This is a genomic window from Novosphingobium taihuense (assembly GCF_007830315.1).
GTDB lineage: Bacteria > Pseudomonadota > Alphaproteobacteria > Sphingomonadales > Sphingomonadaceae > Novosphingobium > Novosphingobium taihuense.
Window position 1 is genome coordinate 15,746 of sequence record NZ_VLKJ01000016.1, and the last position, 20,377, is coordinate 36,122.

Here is a 20,377-nt window from a genome sequence, read left to right on the forward strand (position 1 = left end):
TCAGCTATGCGATATCTCCGCCCCCAAGAGGTCAGGATTGAGCTTTTGGCTGCCAAGGCTTGGCGCCCAACCTACTCTGGCCAGTAAGCAGTAAGCACATCTTTGAAGGCGGCCAAAACCTCCGCACGATTGCCCTTCCCATCCGGAATGAGCGTTATACTGACGCCCTCGCCTCTCTTCGGCTTGTGAACCGTCATTATCGGCTTGCCTGCCTTGTCCATGATCGTCTCATGCTGTCCGCCTCCCCTTGCGCCTATCCTGACCTTCTGGGGGCCCTTGTAGGCGATAGCGAGTTGCTTGATTACTTCGGCAGGTGACAGCGCTCCCCCTGCCTTCACATCTTTTGCGAGTTCGGCTGCTCGCCGCTCAACCTGCTCATACTTCACCGGTGGCTTCATCAGCGGCTTGAGCTGGGTCACATGCTTGATGCGGAGATCATGAGGACTCTGGAATGCCTGCACAAGTTCAAAGGGTAAGCGCGCAAGGTCAAGGTACCGGCTTAGCCAGCTTGGAGTGACATTGAGGCGCTCGGCCATGTCCTTCTGCTTGCCGCCGTAATATTGCTCGAGAGCGCGCAGATAATCCCGTGCCCGCTCGAAATCGGTAAGATCCTCCCGAGCACGGTTTTCGAGGTCGGAAATCCGGAACGCTTCTTCATCGGTGATTTCCCGTGCTTCGATGAAAAAACCAATTTCTGGATAGTTATGCTGTCGTAGCCACGATACTGACCAGTGCCGCCTTGCTCCGCAGATAACCTCAAAGTCATAGTCTGGATCGCCCGTGAGTCGCCGCACGATCGCCGGGACCTCTTGTTTACCCTGTGCCTTGATGCTTTCGATCAGGTCTTGGCAGCGCGTATAATCAAGGGCTCCGTAATCGCGGTTATGGTGCACCCACATCTTGCACTTGGCAGGATCGACCCTTTGCTGGGTTTTCACCGACTTTACGCCGGTTGACAGCTCAGCCAGAGTGTTCCCTCGCGAAACAAGTGTCTCAGTCGGCCGGTGAGAGGCAGGCGCCGCATCCTTCTGGAGTGCCGCGATATTAGCTGCCAAGCCCGCTGCAAAACCCTGATTTCTCTTTGCCATTCAATCACATCCCAACAAAATTGCACCGGTGCAATTTTATGCCAAACCACTGCGCCGCAGCGCTTCAGCATGGCTAGGCCAAGTCTTCCGGATCTCGGTTTCGATTTCCGAATTCACTCCCTCCAGATAGGTGAGGCAGCGATCGCGAACACCTTTGCTGGTGATGGGTCCGCTCAACTCATAGACAGTCATGAGACGCGCCGTGGCGTTATCGATCTCCGCCGAATCCTTGAGCGGCGTGCGAATGAGATCATGACCATAGAGGCTGCGGAACAGGTCCATCATCTCGCGCTGCATTGACTTGTTGTCGTCAACCTTGGACGCCAGGAAACGCATGAATGCCAAGTCGGGGGCATACCCGTGCTCGGCAAGTGTAAGCATCGTTTCCTCAAGCATGACGAGGAAAGCAGTCGTCGATGCAAAGTCCATCACGGTCGGGGGCAGGGGGACCACCAAGGCATTTGCCGCGCGAAGAACCGATAGCGAAATCGCCCCGAGGGCAGGGGGCGGATCGATCACCACGACATCGTAGTTGTCGGCGATGGAAGCTATTCCGACGGCCAGTCGGTTTAACAAAGCGCCTTCGCCGGTGGCCATGCGCGCCGCCAGTTCGTACTCCGCGTTGAAGAGCCTCAGGTTCGCCGGCACCAAGTCCAGTCCGTCAAAATGGGTCTTCTTAACCGCGTAGGAAAGGCTCGACATGTCGTCATAGCGGAGGAAAGGGTAAAGGGTCTCTTCCTCGGTCAGATCAAGGTCGGGCACATAGCCGAAAAGGGTGGTGGCAGATGCCTGGCTGTCGCAATCGATGAGGCAGACCCTGTAGCCCTTTATGGCAAGGTACTGGGCGAGATGGACGGACACGGTAGACTTGCCGACACCGCCTTTGAAGTTCTGGACAGCAACGACGGAAATCGGGTCATCGGCCTTGCGACTGGGCCGCGTGCCGAAGACATCACGCATCTCATTCAATTGGCGCAGTGTGTAACCGACTCGGCGGTTGGTGGCAGTCCTGTCCGGTGCGGAGAGACGTCCATCCTTCTCGGCGTCTCGAATTGCCGCAGGCGTTCGACCGACCAATTCTGCAGCGCGGCCTATTGTGAAGATCGGTTCGCGCCGCTCATCGGCTCGCGAATTCCTGACTTCATTACGAAGTTGCTCGAGAACCGTCGCGGATTGCGCCGCAAGCCGGGAGATATTTGCCCGGCTGCCGCTGATATCCATGGTATTCGAAGCCATACACGCCTCACTTTCGATTTTGGAGCGATAGGGCTCCTATTTTCGAAAGTCAAAGCGAAGCGCTATGGTCGGCCTCGGGTGGAGGCGAAAGCCTGGCAGAAGCCCTCGAACGATTTGACGAGACGCTCGCCTTTCAGCTTGGCCAGTCGCTGGCCCATCTGGTCTCTGTAGGCCTGTGCAATGACGTTGCGGTCCCATCCGCCCCCGTGCGCGACTGCGATGCGTCCGAAGAACTCCTCATCAGCGCCAAAGCTGAGACTGCCGGAGGGAAACGACTGGGGCAGGGCGGGGGAGGGAGCTTCCATCTTCTCCACTGCGCCGTCCCTGCGAGCCTTCCTGCCTACCGAATGACGAGACAGCTCGTCGATGGTGGCAATCTGCTCTGGCGGCTGCTTGGCCTTGAACTCGAAGTCCACACCAATGACCTTGCGGCCCTGCTTGCGTTCAGTCCAATCAACCGTGAAGTGGGCCAACTGATCGATTTCGCTTTTGGCCTTTTCGAGCACCTTGCGACGTAGCTGGGCGAAGTCGGTATAGACGTCCGGATCGATCCCGAGACCAGCGCGAAGTTCTGTCAGGTCAGTCTTCCAGACCGGCTGCCGCCGATGAAGGCGAAGTGAACCAAATTCGTACAGTCTGAGCGCATAGTTCGAACGGAAGCCAAGCACGGCCTGGCGGTTCATCACGGCGTAGGATTCGGATTCCTTGATCAGCTTGCGCGCCCAGGGCGTAAATTCCCACTCGATCCAGCCTTCGTCGACGGTGCCGTCTTCGTCGACTTCCTCGCTCGAAAGTTGAATCAAGGGAAAGCGCGTGACTGCCTTCTTCCCTCGCCAGGAACGATCGTCGTGGGAGAACAAGGTTCGATGAAGCTCCTCGAGCATTTCACCGATACGCTCGTTCCCTTTGTGACCGCGCCTGATGTCGGCCTTGCGCATGCGGTGACGCCGATCCTCCCAAGCGTCTGCCCCGGCTGCAAGGATCATCAGTGCCAGCAAGCGCGAGGCCGTAAGACTGAGTGAATGCCCTTTGACGAAGCGAACTTCGACCAGATCCCCAGGTTTTACGAACTCGTCTGTCTTCCTGGATGCAACAGCCCGCGCCACTTTCATGGCGCGTCCGGTCGCCTGCTCCTCGCGAGCAGCTTCTGCGATATCCTCCAAGAATGTCTGGGCAGGTTGATTCATGCTTGCTCATGATCTTATCCTGACCTGCAAAGTCAAGCGGGGTCAGTAATGCTCCCCCAAGGAGTCAGGATAGCGATTTGGAGCGACTCGCGATGAATCCAGCGTTTCACCTATTTGCGCTGCCGTAGAGATGGAACGGTTCAAATGCGCTATCATCTGACAGGAAATGCGGCGATTGTCCCTGGGATCGCTCATCGGTAAGGCTTCCCCCAATAGGTCAGGATAGCCCCCGTAAGGTCAGGTTGGCTCCCCCACCAGGTCAGAGTTCGCCCCCATCCGGTCAGCGCAATGCCCCCGCATGGTCAGGATAAGGTCCGCAATATCGTTTTGATTCAACGAGTTCGTTCGCGCTGAATCAGAATCTTCTGAATCAGGAATCACCCCGCGCAAGCGCGGGCGCCTTTTTATGATGTCTTTGATGAAGAGGGATACAATCTCGAGGCCGTACTTGCTTAGGGTCTTCGAGTAATACGACCGTCTGTGTCGTGCCGGCAATGCAGACCTCACACTGCACCCTTCTCCTCCACTTCGAGAAACCTGCCAATGACCAACACCGCCCGTCGACACGGACTTTCAAAGTCTCGCATCACCTCCTTCGAACAATGCCCGCGAAAGCTCTGGCTTACCGTTCACAGGCCGGACCTTGCTGAACTGGATGCCGGTGCGCAGGCGCGGTTCACGACAGGGCATCAGGTTGGTGAAGCAGCCTGCAGACTTTATCCCCACGGCGTGATGATTGAAGCCGAGCCCAACTTGGCGGCTGCAGTTACAGCCACAAGCGAGTTGCTCAACAACGGCTTTCGCGGTCCGATTTTCGAAGCGACCTTCCAACATGATGGCGTCCTCATCAGGGCAGATCTTCTGTTGCCGCACGGTCGGAAAGGCTGGCGTATGGCAGAGGTGAAGAGCTCGACCCGAGTGAAGGGCTACCACATCGGAGATATAGCCACACAAGTCTGGGTTGTTGAGGCCAACGGGCTCAATCTGACAAGTGCTGCAATTGCGCATATCGACAACAGCTTTGTCTTGACCAACCCAGGGGATTACGAGGGCCTTTTCACCCATTCTGAGATGCTGCCGTCGGCGCGTTCGATCGCGCAGGGGAGGCCGGAAGTAGTTAAAGCCGCTCGGGCAGTGTTGGCCGGTCCTGAACCCGTGCGAGAACCAGGAGACCACTGCAGCAGCCCGTTTGATTGTGAATTCGTAGCACATTGCAGTCGGCATTTACCGCCCCCTCCGCAATGGCCAGTCACGGTTCTTCCCAACGGCGGTGGCAAGGCTTGGCTCGCGAAAGGAATTGATAATTTGCTCGATCTCAAGGCCGGTGACCTCAGGCCACTGCAGGCGCGAATTGTCGATGCGACGCGCAACGACCGCGCATTCCACGATGCTGTTGGCGCTCGCAAGGCTATGGCAGATTGGCCAAGACCTCATGCGTTCCTGGATTTTGAGACTATCGCTCCGGCCTTGCCGCTATGGATCGGAACAAGACCCTATCAGCAGATCCCTTTCCAGTTTTCTCTACACATTGAGGAGAGGGAAGGGGGCCCCATCGCCCACAGCGAGTTTCTAAAGGCTGATGGTAGAGATCCTCGTCAGGCTTGTGCAGAAGCTCTGGTGGCCAGCTTGCCGGGAACGGGCGCGATAATTGCCTATAATGCGAGCTTCGAGCGTTCTGTCCTCAAGGACCTGGCGGCAGCGGTGCCTACGCATGCAGAGGCGCTCCTCGACATGGCTAAGCGGACCGTGGATCTTCTTCCGATAGCAAGGGCGCACTGGTATCATCGCGACCAGCGCGGGAGCTGGTCAATCAAAGCCGTGCTTCCAACAATTGCGCATGGCCTTGGTTACTCGGAACTTGAGGTGAAGGATGGCGGGGAAGCCCAGGAGGCATTCCTTGAAGCCATCAGGGCAGACTGTGCCGCAGAAAGGCGATGGGCATTGGCAGAAGGACTGAGGGCCTACTGTGAGCGAGACACCTGGGCGATGGTCGTTCTCAAGCAGAAGCTTGAAGGAGCGACCTGAATCAACGCAGGGCGGAGCGAGTAAGCGACATCTGCTCTTTTGAGCGTCACGCTTTTGGCGACGTAAGGCTCCCTCAGTGAAAGCGGGGGTCAGTTCCAGCCACTCCGCCGCCTTTGCCTAAACATTTGACACAGCCGAATTCTGCGTTCCGCGCATGTAACGCGACCCAAAGTCATCGCGGAGCTTCGTTGACAAACTTTGCCAAAATTCGCTACTCCTAGCCTTGGAGGTTGCCATGGCGACGATGAACATCTCACTGCCCGATCCGATGAAGCAATGGGTGGAAGCGCAAGCTGACACTGGTCGGTATAGCAATGCCAGCGACTATGTGCGCGATCTCATCCGTCGTGACCAGGAACGCGCTGACAAAGTCGCGGCGATGCAGCGCCTTGTTGATGAGGCCCGCGCCAGCGATTTGAGCGACGAGACGATGGCGGATATCCGGAAGCGAGCGATCAGACAGGCTGGCTTGCAAGCCTGACCGTGCCTCGCTTTCGTTTAACGCGCGCCGCAGCCGACGATCTGACAGCCATCTTTCTCGAAGGCATCGAGCAGTTCGGACTGCCTCAGGCCGATACCTATCACGAAGGGCTGAGCGCGATTTTCGCGTTTCTCGCGAACTATCCCCATGCTGCGCGCTTACGGGAGGAAATCTCGCCGCCTGTCCGCGTACATCCGTACAAGGCCCATCTGGTGATTTACGATGTGGGAGTTGAGGACGAAGTCATCGTTTTGCGTGTCCGGCATAGCAGGGAAGATTGGATGTCCTCAAATTACGATGGTTAGCCGCAGAGAGCTTAGCGCTGGCGGCTAATCCGCAGAGATATTCAACCCACTTGGCATTCTTCCTGCTGATTAACTAGGTCGTTCCGTTGCGGACGCTGATATGTTTGCTCGCGCCTTAAACTCGGACATTCGCGCTTAAGTTTGGGGTTATCGATTCCTGCGGTTGGTTCATCATGATTTTTGGAAAGGTGAAGGACTTGGTCTGGGACAAAGCGGCCGTTTACCACGTGGTCGACAAATGGCGGTGACGTGATGTCGTGGACGATCTCCGCAGCGCAAGAGCTTTTGGCATTGATGACCTCGGTCGGGTGCATCCATGTGTTCGGCCTGTTCGCGCAGCACCGCATGGCTGCTGGCCCTGATGAAGTCCGCAGGTCGGCTCCCTAATCACGTCATCGCGCTCGAAGCGCTGTGACCCCCTGACTTTCACCAACCCCCGGTCTGACCGGTTCGTCATCACTACTAAGCTGCTCCAGTGATGCGCCGATGCGCAGGCCTCCATGCCGACCAAGTAAGGCGACAATTTCGCGAAGAACCGAATAACCTCGGTCCTGCGCAGCTTACGCCGGATCAGCACTGCGCCATCGGCGGCAATAGCATGAACCTGAAACACATTCTTCGCCAGATCCAATCCGACGGTGACAACCTCCTGCTCCATGGAACAACTCCTAGACGTGGACCTACAACGACCACATCATTGCACAGCTACGCTGGTGCGGAGGTCGTCCACGACATCACGTCAGACGAGCTATCTCGGAAGGCAAAAATCACCAATGCCCTACGCTTCGACCGTCGTGCCACGATCGGCGGCGCGCAGTGTCTGATGAAGCGGTCTGAATTCACAGACGCACCTGCAGTTGTCATTCTGTGGAAGCCCGGAACATCTGCGCGATAAGGTCAGCCGGGCGGAAGCGCTGCATGATTTGTAGCCAGCCAAGCATCACAAAGGCAGCGCTCTCGTCTCCGTCTTCGAGGCAAAAGTAGGGATCGTTTCCGACGATCGCTCGGAAGCAATCGTTGCCTGTCAGCCAGAGAAAGGCTCTAGAACGATCGCCACACAAATCGATCAACACTTCGAGGATCTGGATGAGGGTCAGCAGCCGGTCCATGTCTGCATCCGTATAAAACCCGTCCGGTATTACACCAACCAATCCCGGTAGAATGTTGCCGCCGCCAAACTCCTCGATGACAACATCTTGGAAGTCGTTGAGTAGGTTTAGCCTCTCAGTCGTAAGCTCGGGATTAATCCACACTTTCATGATGGCCTCCCAGTCGTGGCAGATGGCGGAGCTGGTTCAGGAAACGGGGTGAGATTGGCCGCGATACGAGGGCTCCCCGTTAATTTCAGTGGATCGAAACGTAAGGGCATTAACGGCGCTCCTTTCCTAGCAGAGGCGCCGGTCTCGCCGGGTGTTAACCAAATCCAGTCACTTGGCATACGAAAATCGGCAGAGCCGGCTGGCAATACGCTCATACCACCCTGCCAAAAAACTGACTGAGTTATCGCTGGAGAGATCTCCACGCCTCTGCGCCGGGCCTGACCGACGCCCCATTGAAGCTTCCACAGCAATGGTAATATGGCAAGGCGAAGCGGTTTAGCTATCCCCATCCTTGATGGCTGAAGGCTGGACCGAAATGACCGGGGTTGCGGACGATCCGGTTAGGCAGCTTCAGGGCCGCGAAAACAGGATAGCGGCCATTCGAATGCGGCGGTGCCACAGGCAGCAGTCGACCAGAATTAGCCGTTGGCTGACGCGGTCCAAACGGCAGCTTTGGTGCCGAAACCCGCCATCAGCTCGGCGCGAAGCCGTCCGGGAGCAATGCTCCCTATAGCGATCCTTCGCGGTCGAGTGCTGCGGCGCCTTAAGCAGTCGTTCGTTCATCTCGTCCGAATGGCGCGCCCACTCAGAACGTGGGTTGCAAAGTCGTCCGTTCTAAGGATAGCGGAGATAAACGGCAGCAACGGGGCAGCATGGTGATCGAGACTTTGGAAGACTATCTAGTGGGCGATTACCACCAGGACGTGGACGATATAAGCCAGCTTGAGGAGACGCTTGAGCGGACGGCCAACATCTTCATCCTCGCGCAGCATCAGAAGGGCGCCTGGCCCTATTTGTATCGTCAGTCCGAAGGCAACACGGCAGACGACAGAGTCTCGCACGGGACCCAGGCGATGATCGCGGTCGCCCTTGCCCGCATCGGCAGCCGCGGGCGTCTTGCGAGTGGTCGCCCGGCGCGGCTGAAACTTGCTGCTAAAGATGACATACGCGCAAGCCTTAAGCTCGGAATCAGCAGGCTCGTTGGGGACCTCAGCGGTAAACTGAAGTCGCGGTCATTTGGCGTGAACGACCCCGTCACACTAAGCCATTTCGCAGACCTTCTCGACGCGATGGCCAAGGTCGATGATCCGTCGTTCTCGGAGATTGACCATAAGATCAACGAAGCCATCCAGGAACTTTGGGCAGTCGCGACCTTCGATCCCCGGAGCGCCGTGGTCGAAAAGGAGGACGAAAAGGCTCTCCTCCGCGCCCTGCCGAGCGTTCGGCCGCTTTACGATGGCGAGGATCCCGCGTCGGATCCGGGAAGGAAGCCCGACAGACTCATGAACGCTTTCGTCCCGCTGCGGATCGCTCGTTCGGTTATCGCGCTTTCCAAGCTGCAGAATAAAGAGCGACCAGAGAATTTTGACAGTCATTATCGCCGTTTCTTTGAGTCTTCACTGCACGAGCAGCTATCATACAGCGACATTCCAGATAGTCGTTTCGACCCTGCTGAGCTGATCTTCTGCCTTGAAGGTCTGATCCTGATCGCTCCCAATGCGGTCGATGATCGTCTCTTCGACCGTGTGCTGGATGTGCTTGAGGCGAAGCAGGATGAGAGTGCCCATTGGCGACCAAGCCGCCCGATTTATGCCACGCACCAGGGCATGACGATGCTTCCGGTCAGCGTCGAGGGTGCCGTGTCGCTGATGCGTTCAATCGCCATCAAGGACTGCGGCAAGGACTTTCAGCCGCTTAGCGTTCGGACCATCCCGATGGCCCGCCGCTTCTGGAAATGGTTGCAGGCCCGGGCCGTTCGCTTCGACGCGACATTCTCCAACGTCGCCGTGGGAGAGCAGGCCGTTCGGGAAGCGGCGGGGATAAAGAGCAAGTTCAAGGGTGAAAGCCGGCAAGTCGCCGGCTGGCATTCCGAGCACGTCAATGATCCCGAACTGGTGCACCTGTGGGACACGAGTCAGGTTGCGGAATTCATGCTCGCCTATCGCGAGCTCCTCCATCGCGCCATTGCGGGCCGGACGCTACAGCTGTCCGGCCTGAAGATAAATCGCCCCGCTCGGGAACGACTTGGTGATGCCGTCCAGAAGTGGGAAGAGATCGTTAGCGCTTTCGAGCCCCGGATTGGTGCCGATGATGAGAAGCAGGTTTATCGGAAGATCGGTACCTCATTCTTGCAGCCCTGGGCTGCTGACGAAGAAGAGAAAGCCTCTTCGATGTTGTTGTACGGCCCCCCCGGGACCGGGAAGAGCACCGTTGGTGAGAATCTGGCAGACGCGCTGGGAATGCGCATGATCACCGTCACGGTTAGCGACTTTCTCGGACGCGGTGGGGCGTATGTGGAGGCTCGGGCCAAGGCGATTTTCCAGACGCTTGAAGCGCAGTTCGATACCATCATTCTTTTCGATGAAATCGATACGTTCCTTCTGGATCGCGACAGCGCGCGGTACGACAAGCAGGATACGCTCTTTCAATTCCTCACGCCGGGGATGCTCACTAAAATCAACGACCTGCATAAGCTCGGGCGGTCGATCTTCATCATCGCGACCAACTACGCAAACCGTATCGATCCGGCTATCCAGCGGAAGGGGCGGATCGATCAGCACTATTTGCTTGCCTTGCCGGATCGGGAGCGCCGCAAGGCGATTCTAAAGACGGAAATGGGTTTGAAGGATGATGCTGCCTTGCCCGAAGAGCTTTTGCGGCAGACGGTGTTCTACGGTTATTCCGACATCAAAGCTGCCGTCCACGATGCGGGCGGCAAGAGCGCCACGACAGATGACGTCGCTAGTGAGGTGGCGAAGCCGGAGCGGTCCCCCTCAACTGTTGGCTCTTATCTGAAGCGCGTCGGCAAGGAGAGCGACGATACCTTCGACTGGACTGATTTCCCCGACGACGAGTTCGCGGGTCTGGTGGAGCTGTGGGAGGAGGTGGATGGGAAGGATACTTTGCAGGCGATGGTGAAGAAATACGAGAGCCATACTCCCATCACTAAATGCGAAAGCTTTCTGGTTGATCTGCGTAGGCGGATGGAGCAGCCGGGTGACTGACCCCGTGTCCCAACCCCTCGCCGCGCTTCGTCAAGTCTGGCACGCCGCCTTCGGCTCCAAGCGTGTTGCCTATCTATCGGGGCCAATTACCACTGGCCGTCGCTTCATCGACTGGTGGCGCCGCGACGGTCATGCGTTATCGCCTGGTTCGGAAGAATTTAACGCCGCCCTCCAAGCGGAGGTCATCGGACCGAATGAAGAGCAGCTCAAGCGAAGCGCCGAGCTGCTCCGCTCTCGCCATTCCGAGCCGGTAGTTGAGCCAGCCAGCCTCTTCGTCAGTCACTGGTCGCAGCAAGATTACCTGGAGCTGTGGGAACATTTCATCACCGATCACGCTAGCCGCATCCTGCTGATGGATGGCTGGGAGTTCAGCGCCGGTTGTGCCACTGAATTCTGCCGCGCCCATCTCGATGGGGTGCCAACGGCGCGGATTGATGGGACACCTCTTGTGGCCCGTGATGGCATCGCCGCGATCCGGCGGGCGCTGGCTGAGGTCGAAGCGCTCGACGCGGTACCCACCTATCTTGCTGAGATCCTGCGCGCGACGGCGCAGCGCCTCGAAGATACGCTGCCGACGATAGTCTTCGTTCCCGGCGGAGGCATGCCGCGCAAGGACGCCTCGCTCGACCGACTGGCCGAGTTGATCAACGTCGCGCAATTCGTCAGCTACGAACCAGCGGGCGGTAAGCCGAAACAGGCGTTCTCGCGCGTACTCGGCGAAGTGCCAAATCGCGACTTTTCCAGTGTCAGGGAAGCAGCCGAGGCGCTGCTGGCCCGCAGTGCCGACCGTTCAGTGAATGTGCGAAGCTTCACCCCCGAGAGTCCGCTAAGCCGCGAATTTATTTACGGGCTGAAGACAACCGATGCCGTCGTGTCGGCGGTGGCGCGATTGACCGCTGAGGGGCTCAACACGATCATCAACGAGACCGTGGACATCCATGATGGTGGTGTCTCGGGGGTGATCCTTGGCAATCTGATAGAGTTCGCGCCCGACGACACCCCGCGCGCTGTAGAGAAGCCTGGAACCGCGTCCCTGCCGCTTGGGTGGGGATCGCGACTGCTGGCCACCGTCTACGGGTTCGAGCCCGATCTGGCGGTTCCCGAGAACACCCGTCTCGAATTCAGTATCCATCCGAAGCCACGCGGCTGGCGCCACACGCATACGCTCGGCTGGGAGATCGCGGAGCATGAAGGGCTAGGGCTGCCTCCGACAATCCAATGGCCCAACCAGTTCAGCCGCATGATCGGCGACAAGGTCTTCGGTCTCTTAGTCGCCGACCATATTGGTCTGCCTGTTCCTCGGACCACCGTAATCAATCGTCGCGTCGCGCCCTTCGTTTTCGGGCAGCCTACCGGATCGGCGGAAATCTGGCTTCGCACCGCGCCTATTGAACAAATGCCCGGGAAGTTCACCACGACCCGCGGGTGGAGCGACCCCTTTCGTATCATGGCATCAGAGGATCCCGAGCAAGAGGCAATCGCGTCGATGATCGGACAGGCAAGTGTGATTCCGCTGCATTCGGGAGCGTCAATCGTTCTTCGAACGGGTGAGATCGCGACCGAGGGTGTGGCGGGGCCCGGCGACGCATTCATGCAGGGAACAGCCAAGGCCGAGCGCTTGCCTTCAAATGTTCTGGATGATGTACACCGTCTACATGCGGCGGCGGCTGCCGAGCTCGGCCCGGTCCGGCTGGAGTGGGTTCATGATGGTGAGCGCGCCTGGGTAGTCCAGATGCATCGCGGCGCGACTGTCAGCGCGGCGGGAGTGCTTGTGCCAGGAACCGCAAGGCACTGGACGAGATTTGAAGTCGCGCAGGGACTCGAGATGTTGCGGAAACTACTCGCGACGCTCGAACCGGGTGAAGGCGTCGAGCTCGTTGGCGAGGTTGGTCTCACCAGCCATATCGCGGACGTGATGAGGAAGGCCAATATTCCGGCGCGAATGTGCCCGCCCGAGGCCACAAACACATGACCTGGAAGAATGACCAGCGGCGCGGCGCTCGGACCATCGCGTCTCTTTTCATTGATCATCTGACGCCGGAATTCAGTCGATAGCTTCAATTGGTCGATTTGGTTCGTCCGCCAACGATGCCTACGGAAGTGTTTTACTGATGGATCAGCAAATAGGATTGTGGCTTTTCATCGTCGCAAGCGCGTTGATCGAACGGCAGCTAACTCGAGATTGCCGGCGAACATTTGCCAGTCCATTCCCGGCCCAGTTGCAGTCAAAGTGCCCGGCCGATCGGCGCTAGCTGAGAGTCGGGTATTGACAATTAACCGTCGCTAAACCCCTCACGCGGGAATGACTGCAAAGTCTCAAGCCAAGTCTTTCCGCCATTGCTAGCGGGAGCTGGACGAAGGGCAGAGATCGATCACGACAAAACTGAGCGCGAATGTCCGGGTTCAAGGCGTGAGGCGCTTGCATTCTTCTTGCACCGGAAACCGAGAGTGAGATTATGGTAGCAAGATGACCCGCCTCCTCAACCCTCTTGGTCAATTGATTGGAGGCCCCGGCCATCAACCGCGGGTTGTGGTAGCGCGCGGTGAGGATGGCGCAGAACGCTGGATCGATGAGGTCGAGCGGGGACTAGCGTGCAATTGCACTTGTTGGGAGTGCAACAGCCGCCTTGTTGCTCGCCAGGGATCGGTGCGAGAGTGGTCCTTTGCTCACCAAGCAGACTCGGATTGCGCGGGTGGGGTCGAAACTCAGGCACACCGTTATGCCAAGGCAGTGATAAACGAGGCCGGCGGGCTGTACGTCGCCAGCGTAAGACCTGACGCTTGGGGGGCGTTGCACCCGCGATTCATGCAGCTCGCGCCCGTGCGAACGGAAGAACGGATAGCAGGATTCAGGGCCGATCTTGTGGGCTCCCTGAAAGGGCATGAATTGATTATCGAGGTGAAGGTTACGCATGGTTGTCCAGCCAACAAAATTCGAGCCTATCGTGATCTGAATATGTCAGTATTGGAAATCGATCTTGCGCCTTTCAGGTACGCGACGGCGGACGATCTTCGGGAAGCTGTGCTCAAGCGTGCTACGAGATATTGGCTCTGCTTAAGCGGCGGCAGGGATGTACCGCGACAGCCAGCGCCAACTAAACCGGGTGGCATCGATCAGCAGAGAAAGCTCAGCGGCTTCGCACGACCAAAGAACATATCTCAGCGAGAGTGGGCAGAAATGTCGACCTTAGAAAAAGTCACCGCCGTTGATCCTGACGGACGCCTGACCATTAAAAGTCGGGGCTACAGGAGCTAAATGAACGACCGTTTTTGCTGCGTGCTTCAAATCGCCCGGACGTCCGCTATGTTGGCGGCATATGCCAGTCAGCAGGCCAACGTTGCAGCGGTCGGTCCCGACCAACGCACGAACATGACGTAATCGCGGGGGTGACGGCCTGAGGCCATAGCCACGAGATTCCTGGAAGGTTGGTTGCCCCCCCGAGAGGGCGAAGAACTGGCTCACGATTTTGGGCCGGGCCTAAGCATCAGATGGAGGACGACCGTGGATCAGCATATCGGGCTCGACGTTTCTCAAAAAAGACACTTCGATATCGGTTCGTGAGAACGGTAAACGCGTTCGGCGCGGCAAGTGTGTTTCAGACCCAGAGTTGCCTGCTGACCTGATCCGCAAGCGCGCTCCTCGCGTAAAGCGTGCAGTTTTCGAGACCGGGCCACTGGCCGTTTGGTTTTATCACGCTCTGACCGCATAAGGTTTGCCGGCGATCTGCATAGATTTACGCCATGCCAAGGCCGCGTTCGACATGGCTACGAACAAGACAGAGGCCAATGATGCCGACGGTTTGGCGCACTTGGCGATGCTGTCGGCATGATCCTGCGGCATTACCAACCTCCTCGACGTTAATTGAAGATTTGGCCGGAATATCCTTAGGGTACTCCGGCCAGATGTGAGATCGTTGAAGAAATAGTCAATAATCACCAAGTTTAATATTGTTTATTTTGTGGGAGAGTGACTAACCATAAGCACTTCCCAAGTCCTTGTCCAAAAAGCGTGAAACAAGTTCCTGTTTGTCCGCGGTGCAGAACTGGGCGTAATGAAGGAGTACAGTCTCTACACTATCTTGGATGGCGTTTGCCGCCATAAGCGGGTCACCGGTGACCTTAAGGATGTGTGTGGCAGTTATCGACCTAATTGCGTGAGCGCCGAAGCTCATAAGCCCCTTTATACCGGTGCGCGATGCTTCATGGTAGACAAGATACTGCCAACTATGCTCGCGCATTTCGTGAGAAATGGCGTCTAGACCAAGCTTCCCCCCACCTTCAGTAACAAAAAATACAGGGGGTAAGGCAACACCTCCACACAATGTCGGGCGACTGATAAAGGCGTACTCGTCCAATATCGGCGTGTCTTCTTTTGGAAATTTGAAGAAGTATGAAGGCGATGGATTGCCGCGAGCCTTATTCTCTCTGAAATAACGCCCAGATGAGTTCTTGAATTCTTTGGCAGGAATCTCAATTACCCAATGCCCTTCGACCTTGCGAATTTTTCCATTACCAGCAGGGTCGTAAGTAAGTTCACGAACATTCTTGAGCCTGAGAGCCGTGCGGACCAAGATCAAACTGCCAACAAAACGACGTATGGCCATTGCACGAGTAAGTGCTGTGACCAACCGAGCGGACGGCAATGCATTGTAGAGCTGCCGCAGAAGGTCGATCAGCGCGTCCATAGGGCGAGCTGAATGCAGAATTGGCAGGATCTCGGCGAAGGGGTTACGGCTGAAAACCCAGCTATCCTCGGTTTCGTGCATAACTGACCAGACATACTCGTTGGTCTCCTTGAGTGCACTTGCCCATCCGTCGGAGCGGAGCCAGCTGATGTCTGTAGCGGAGACCAAGCCAGCAATTGGCGCTAGGCGAGCGGTCAACTTCGCTTGGTAATGCAGATACCCGGCGGCTTTACGCTTCGCCTTATTGCCGTGCTGTTCGCCAGCCTCTTCTGCAGTCAAATTGGCAAATAGACCAATAATCGTGCGGGTGCCGGTGTGCATGCCATCAGGCGACCGTTCGCGTAACCACTGGAAGTAGTGCTGTACGATGGCTGGCACCCCGACCATGGCTAAGCACAGGTGGCCAGGCTTTAGGGCGAGCCCGCCTTCTTCGAGAGGTAGAACGAGCACGCTGAAAAATTCGAGCATCACATTGAGATTACGGTCAACTGTGCCTGCGCGCCAAGTAGTGACACGCGGATGAGGAGCTACGATTGCGGTCTTGTATCGAACCAGTTGGTCCCATTCGGCTTGCAGATCGGCAGGGAGCGCAGGCAGTCGCCACTTTTTGCGACTGCGAAGCTTTTCGCGGTACTCGGAGGTCCTAGTGTATTCGTCAAAATAACAGTCGCCGATACGTTCACGTTCGGACTCTGGGAGATGCAAAAAGTGTGCAGGCAGTAGCGGCCGAACGAGCCCCCAAAGCTTAACATTGCCACGAAGTGCTGTCGGACGCTTTGAGACTGGAATATGGTAGTTAGGCTCAAAGTCGCGGTTAAAGCCTACTCTGGAGATGAGTGTGTTTGAGGCCGCGCCAAGGGCGGCCTCAATCGCTCGGATGACCATTTCGTCTGCGCTCGCGGGAGCAGTCAGCCCCTTTAGCCAGTTTTGCACCTCGGGCTGCATATCCTTAATCTTGGCGGCGCGGCAAAGATCGCGCACAGATTTGTAGCCACTACGCTTGAAAAGAATTGCAAAGGCACCGGCGAACGTTTCCGGCAAGCCGCCATCAGCAATCTGCGAGAACTTGAAAACTCGCTGCCATTCACGCATAGCCGCAAGAAACTGCTGCTTCGTATTTTTGTTATGGATATTGGCAGCACATTGGCTCACGACGTCGTTGAGCATCGTGCTCATGGTATCGTCAATTGGCATTGACAAAGTTGCGCCGACAGCCTTCATGACGGTGTTCAAAGCCCAAACAAAACGGCCAAGATTTGCAGGCGCGACACAACCGTGCAAAAGTTGGAAGTGCTGCTTCCCGGCAGACATCAAGTCACCGAAGGTCTTAAAGCTGGGCAGAAGCGGCTTCACACGAGCGGGACCAACACCCACCGCAAGCCCCGCTGCGTCAATTACTGCGCAAAGCTCGTGTTCCGCGCCGAGGCCTTTAAACGGCACGTCAGCGGAAAGGAAAATGGATCGGTATGCGGGCAGGTTTATATTCCGATTGGAGGCCGGGAGCGGAGCCAGGTTGTCCATGTGATGGAGCTTCAAGTGAGCCAAGAGCTTAGACTTCTTGTCAGTGTCGTGCCCCGCCGCAGAGTCTGCTTGTGATGGCGCTGTGGCGTCGACCGAGCCGGCCATGGGCGCGATACTCATGCGCGCTTTCACATAGTCCTTTGCGCTCATTAAGCCAATCTCGTCAGCGATTGCTGTGACTGCGGCCCTGCTTGGCCCCGTACTAACCAGGCGAGAAGGACAGATGCCAATCTCCTGAGCAATCAAACTACCGTAGATCTGGCCTTTACAGCGCGTACTCTCCGGTACCCGAAGATCGTTATCAATCAGGAACTGGCGATAACGAGCCACGGCTGCTTGTGATGGGCACTCGACGTACGCGCCAACAATCATGTCGTCCGCCAAGCCGCCGGCATCCTTGAAATCTCGTAGGTTCATGACGCCGAATTCATGAACGAGGTTCTCGATAGCGACGAAGGCAGCTGCCGGACGGCCGCCGCGAGGATAGAAGGTGGAAGGCAGACACGACAGCAACTTCGCAACAGTATGGATATCCGCTGCTGAGTTAGATCCCGCGAGTGCCGGCATCCGCAAGTTGGGCTTCTTTTCGAGAAGCTTCGTCCTCAACTGCGCAATCCTGTCGAGAATCGGGACAAAAACTTTACCGTCGTTCTTGGGCTTTCGCATTTCGCACACTCCATAGCGCTCACGAATGTAATTGTCGCTGTGCGCCGCACGATAAGCAACGGCCAATTTTGTGGCTTGAGCGTCACTTTCCAGTTTCAACCGGTTGGGAACGCGGTTCCAGCCATGGTGAGAGGAAAGGCCGATTGGATGGAAATCTGCGGCAATTGCTCCGATTTCCAGTGCATTTTTGCGCGCCCATGGCGTTAGACTAACAACTGACCATGCGCACAAAAAAGTTTTTGAAGCCGTTGTGGAAATGAAGAGTTTTAGGCAATTGGCATAGCTCTTGGCTGAGTCACGTGCGATTCAAAATGTGCCCATGTGCCTCGCAAAAGGAGTTTCGACGAACGTGGGTCCCGACGAGGCACTGCAACTCATTCGCTATTCAGACGTGTTTCCCCATCAAATTCCGGAAGTCGTGATGGGGGAGGGCTATTGCGATGTGCTAGCAATCTGCGGTCAGCCATTGACGCTAATACGCACGCTACAAAAGCTACAGAATAAGAGCCTCGGCTCTTGTGACATGGCAACCCTTTATCGTTATTCGAGGGTGGTAAATCAGCTTGCTAAGATGGCGCTGGCTGAATGCTCGGCAGGATCAATCGAAACCAAAACAGCCGCACAGAGTCTCGTCGTAGCAACTGATATTTTGATGGCGCATTGCGAGGGAGAAGAGCAGAGGATAGCGTCGAAGGATGCAGTGTAGAGAAGGGCTTTTGATGGATAGCGAGGTCATCGATGATCGCGGTGATCAGCGGGATATGGTCAGAAGCTTGATAAAAGCAGAGATGGCAAAGCGAGGCTGGTCACAGTCCGATTTGGCTCGCGAGACTGGGCTGCCCCGCTACACAATCAGCCGGATATTAAGAGGTGAGACAGCAGTTTCGCCTGCGGTTGGGCATAAAATTGGCTTGGCGCTCAAGTTAGAGGGAGCCGATTTGTCTATTGCTTTTCGGCGACCGACCGCCGCTCCAATACGCGTGGGTTATTGGTCCAACCAGTTATCGGACGGATCAACGGACGTGCGGTTTTCAGGAAACCTCCCTCGTGGTGTCAGCCTGGCTGTTGAAGCACTTATCAATCTTAAGAGGCCAATATCGATTGAAAAGCTGGCAAGGATCATCCAGGCGATTGCGGCAGACTGACGCTTTCCCCTGACACGTCGCGATGGGGCCTCCGTGTGACCCTTTCAGCTTACTTTAAGGCTTGGTCTGAGCCCGTAGATTTCCTCCAGGTTTGAGTAGCGTCCGGCCCTTCAAGGAGTCGGATGAATATGAAGCGGAGCAGGTTCAGCGAGGAGCACGGGTTCGTGACGACTTGATCAATGCCGGTGCCATCGATGCCATGCCATTCGAGAGGGGCTTGCTCACGCACGGCTCAGGGCCGCATCTAGCTTGGCAGAAAAGAGCTCAATTTGCCGATCCATAGTTCCATTGCGCATGTCTGCAAGCGCCCCCGCAGTGATCGTAAAGGCAGCTAGAAGGGGACCGACGAGCGGACTTAACACGATCCCCAGTAGGGGAATGGACCCAACAAGGGCGGTAACAGTCATTCCCACCAAGACCCCTAAGGTTGTGTTGGTAAAGCGTTTGGTCAGGTCAAAAACGAAAGCGACGATCGAACGGCCAACATAGCACAATCGCGCGGCCACTTCGGTCGTCGTTTCAAGCAGTTCACCCATTAAAATTTTGGCGTCAGCGGAAAGCGCGAGTTGATCAAGCTTCCGCACAATCTGCCGCCGATCAAAAGAATTTGGCCATTCTATGAATACTGGAACCGTATCGCTCATTCTCACGCTTCCTATTCAAGACGTTACCAATTTAATGAAAAACCAACTGTTCGTAACGGTTAAAAAGATGAACTTACGAACGTAGCTTGCAACCGAGGAAAAGATAAAGCGCTTCGAATGAGCATCCATCATGATTGCCGCTCACGCTGGGGCTCCTACGTCCTCAGAACTTCCAGTTCTCTCTTTCACATCCTCCATTTCATCTGCACAAAACGTTGTCCAGCCACGTTTCTCGGATGCGACCGTATCTGTCGCAGTAGCGTTGCATAGGGCTCGGACGGAAGGAAGCGATCTTGGGTATTGTGCTCGGACTGGTCATTGCCGTGATTATCGTGATCGCCGTACTGGGCGTGATTGCAATGATCGCGGCCGCTGTACTTTGGCTGCTTGCGGCCGTGCTCGTGGCTGGTCTTGCTGCAGCGGCGTCATTCGCGATCGCGATAGTCATCCAGCATCTGGGGGAAGCGTGGGGCTATTCCCACGCCGACCTTGCGGGCGCGATCTGTGGGGTTGCCTTCTTTGTCTCGGCAATGGCTTACGCAGCCCGTCGCTATCTCCCCTCGGATACCCGATCGGTGGATACTGAACCTCGACCTCGCAAGGCAAGAGTCACTGAGTTGCGTGAGCCTGACGAGGCAGGAAGCGACGAGGATTTCGCGCCGGAAACCGACAGAAATGTGAGAGCGGCATGGCAAACGATTGAGGAACTTGCTCCCGGCCAACGGGCGCGGGTAAAGGTGGCCAGGCGGAAATGCGCCCAGGTGCTGGCGCTAGGAGAAGGGGACACGATCGACCCGTCCTTGATCGAGCTCTCGACGATGCTGAAGCGCAACCTCCCGCAACTGGCCAACACCGTCGCCAAGCTTTGCGCCACGGCCTCTCGTTCAAAGCGTAACGAGGCGATACGCGGTCTGGTTGAGGATGTCGAAAGACTTGCGCAAAGCGCGGATCGCGAACTAGCGCGGCATCATGAGGCACTCGCCGACGAACTGGTCGCTCTTCGCGCGCACATTGCGACCAGAACAAGTGCCTGAAAGTCTTTTGTTCTTGAAGTTCTGCGGTTAGCCTCA

Annotated in this window: 14 protein-coding genes and 2 pseudogenes; 9 read left to right on the top strand and 7 right to left on the bottom strand. The window is 56.7% G+C overall.

Translation table 11 applies throughout. The annotated features are described in order from the left end of the window. Nucleotides 1–71 precede the first annotated feature (71 nt). The 3 genes from IQ25_RS19350 to IQ25_RS19360 form a co-directional block, all read right to left on the bottom strand. Nucleotides 72–1,088 carry a ParB/RepB/Spo0J family partition protein gene (locus IQ25_RS19350; protein ID WP_144907928.1) on the bottom strand — a complete coding sequence of 339 codons (1,017 nt, stop codon included), beginning with the start codon at nt 1,086–1,088 and terminating at the stop codon, nt 72–74. A 36-nt stretch (nt 1,089–1,124) separates the two neighbouring features. Continuing rightward, nucleotides 1,125–2,324, bottom strand: coding sequence for an AAA family ATPase (locus IQ25_RS19355; RefSeq protein ID WP_144907929.1), 1,200 nt, complete (start codon nt 2,322–2,324; stop codon nt 1,125–1,127). A 62-nt stretch (nt 2,325–2,386) separates the two neighbouring features. Continuing rightward, entirely contained in the window at nt 2,387–3,436 is a 1,050-nt protein-coding gene (locus IQ25_RS19360) for a RepB family plasmid replication initiator protein (RefSeq protein ID WP_144907957.1), read from the bottom strand. Nucleotides 3,437–4,054: 618 nt separating this feature from the next. Between IQ25_RS19360 and IQ25_RS19365 the strand changes: the two genes are divergently transcribed. The 3 genes from IQ25_RS19365 (at nt 4,055) to IQ25_RS19375 (ending at nt 6,322) form a co-directional block, all read left to right on the top strand. Continuing rightward, complete coding sequence (locus IQ25_RS19365) at nt 4,055–5,536, top strand: DUF2779 domain-containing protein (protein ID WP_144907930.1); 1,482 nt, start codon at nt 4,055–4,057, stop codon at nt 5,534–5,536. Nucleotides 5,537–5,771: 235 nt separating this feature from the next. Further along, a complete protein-coding gene (locus IQ25_RS19370) occupies nt 5,772–6,017 on the top strand; it encodes a type II toxin-antitoxin system ParD family antitoxin (protein WP_144907931.1) in 246 nt (81 codons plus the stop codon). A gap of 2 nt (nt 6,018–6,019) precedes the next feature. Beyond that, nucleotides 6,020–6,322 (top strand): type II toxin-antitoxin system RelE/ParE family toxin, encoded by a 303-nt coding sequence (locus IQ25_RS19375; RefSeq protein ID WP_144907932.1) that lies wholly within the window; start codon nt 6,020–6,022, stop codon nt 6,320–6,322. 469 nt (nt 6,323–6,791) lie between these two features. Here IQ25_RS19375 and IQ25_RS21390 read toward each other — a convergent pair. Next, nucleotides 6,792–6,980: pseudogene (locus IQ25_RS21390) on the bottom strand (IS110 family transposase); the annotation flags it as partial. A gap of 202 nt (nt 6,981–7,182) precedes the next feature. Further along, complete coding sequence (locus IQ25_RS19385) at nt 7,183–7,581, bottom strand: hypothetical protein (RefSeq protein WP_144907933.1); 399 nt, start codon at nt 7,579–7,581, stop codon at nt 7,183–7,185. A gap of 713 nt (nt 7,582–8,294) precedes the next feature. Between IQ25_RS19385 and IQ25_RS19390 the strand changes: the two genes are divergently transcribed. The 3 genes and pseudogenes from IQ25_RS19390 to IQ25_RS19405 form a co-directional block, all read left to right on the top strand. Further along, complete coding sequence (locus IQ25_RS19390; protein ID WP_144907934.1) at nt 8,295–10,646, top strand: ATP-binding protein; 2,352 nt, start codon at nt 8,295–8,297, stop codon at nt 10,644–10,646. Continuing rightward, nucleotides 10,639–12,618, top strand: a complete 1,980-nt coding sequence (locus IQ25_RS19395) for a hypothetical protein (protein WP_220094567.1) — start codon at nt 10,639–10,641, stop codon at nt 12,616–12,618. The genes IQ25_RS19390 and IQ25_RS19395 overlap by 8 nt, the downstream gene beginning before the upstream one ends. Nucleotides 12,619–14,148: 1,530 nt before the next feature. Continuing rightward, nucleotides 14,149–14,461, top strand: a pseudogene (locus IQ25_RS19405) (IS110 family transposase); the annotation flags it as partial. Between the two features lie 156 nt (nt 14,462–14,617). Here the strand turns inward: IQ25_RS19405 and IQ25_RS19410 are convergent. Further along, nucleotides 14,618–17,518: a hypothetical protein gene (locus tag IQ25_RS19410; protein ID WP_158637805.1), complete on the bottom strand. Its 2,901-nt coding sequence runs from the start codon at nt 17,516–17,518 to the stop codon at nt 14,618–14,620. Nucleotides 17,519–17,867: 349 nt separating this feature from the next. On the opposite strand from IQ25_RS19410, the gene IQ25_RS19415 reads away from it, so the two are divergent. Both IQ25_RS19415 and IQ25_RS19420 read left to right on the top strand, forming a co-directional pair. Beyond that, a complete protein-coding gene (locus tag IQ25_RS19415) occupies nt 17,868–18,224 on the top strand; it encodes a hypothetical protein (RefSeq protein ID WP_144907937.1) in 357 nt (118 codons plus the stop codon). A 13-nt stretch (nt 18,225–18,237) separates the two neighbouring features. Next, nucleotides 18,238–18,663 (top strand): helix-turn-helix transcriptional regulator, encoded by a 426-nt coding sequence (locus IQ25_RS19420; RefSeq protein WP_158637806.1) that lies wholly within the window; start codon nt 18,238–18,240, stop codon nt 18,661–18,663. 221 nt (nt 18,664–18,884) lie between these two features. Here the strand turns inward: IQ25_RS19420 and IQ25_RS19425 are convergent, their stop codons facing one another. Further along, entirely contained in the window at nt 18,885–19,307 is a 423-nt protein-coding gene (locus IQ25_RS19425; RefSeq protein ID WP_144907939.1) for a hypothetical protein, read from the bottom strand. Between the two features lie 293 nt (nt 19,308–19,600). Between IQ25_RS19425 and IQ25_RS19430 the strand changes: the two genes are divergently transcribed. Next, nucleotides 19,601–20,341 carry a hypothetical protein gene (locus tag IQ25_RS19430; protein ID WP_144907940.1) on the top strand — a complete coding sequence of 247 codons (741 nt, stop codon included), beginning with the start codon at nt 19,601–19,603 and terminating at the stop codon, nt 20,339–20,341. Nucleotides 20,342–20,377: the final 36 nt, after the last annotated feature.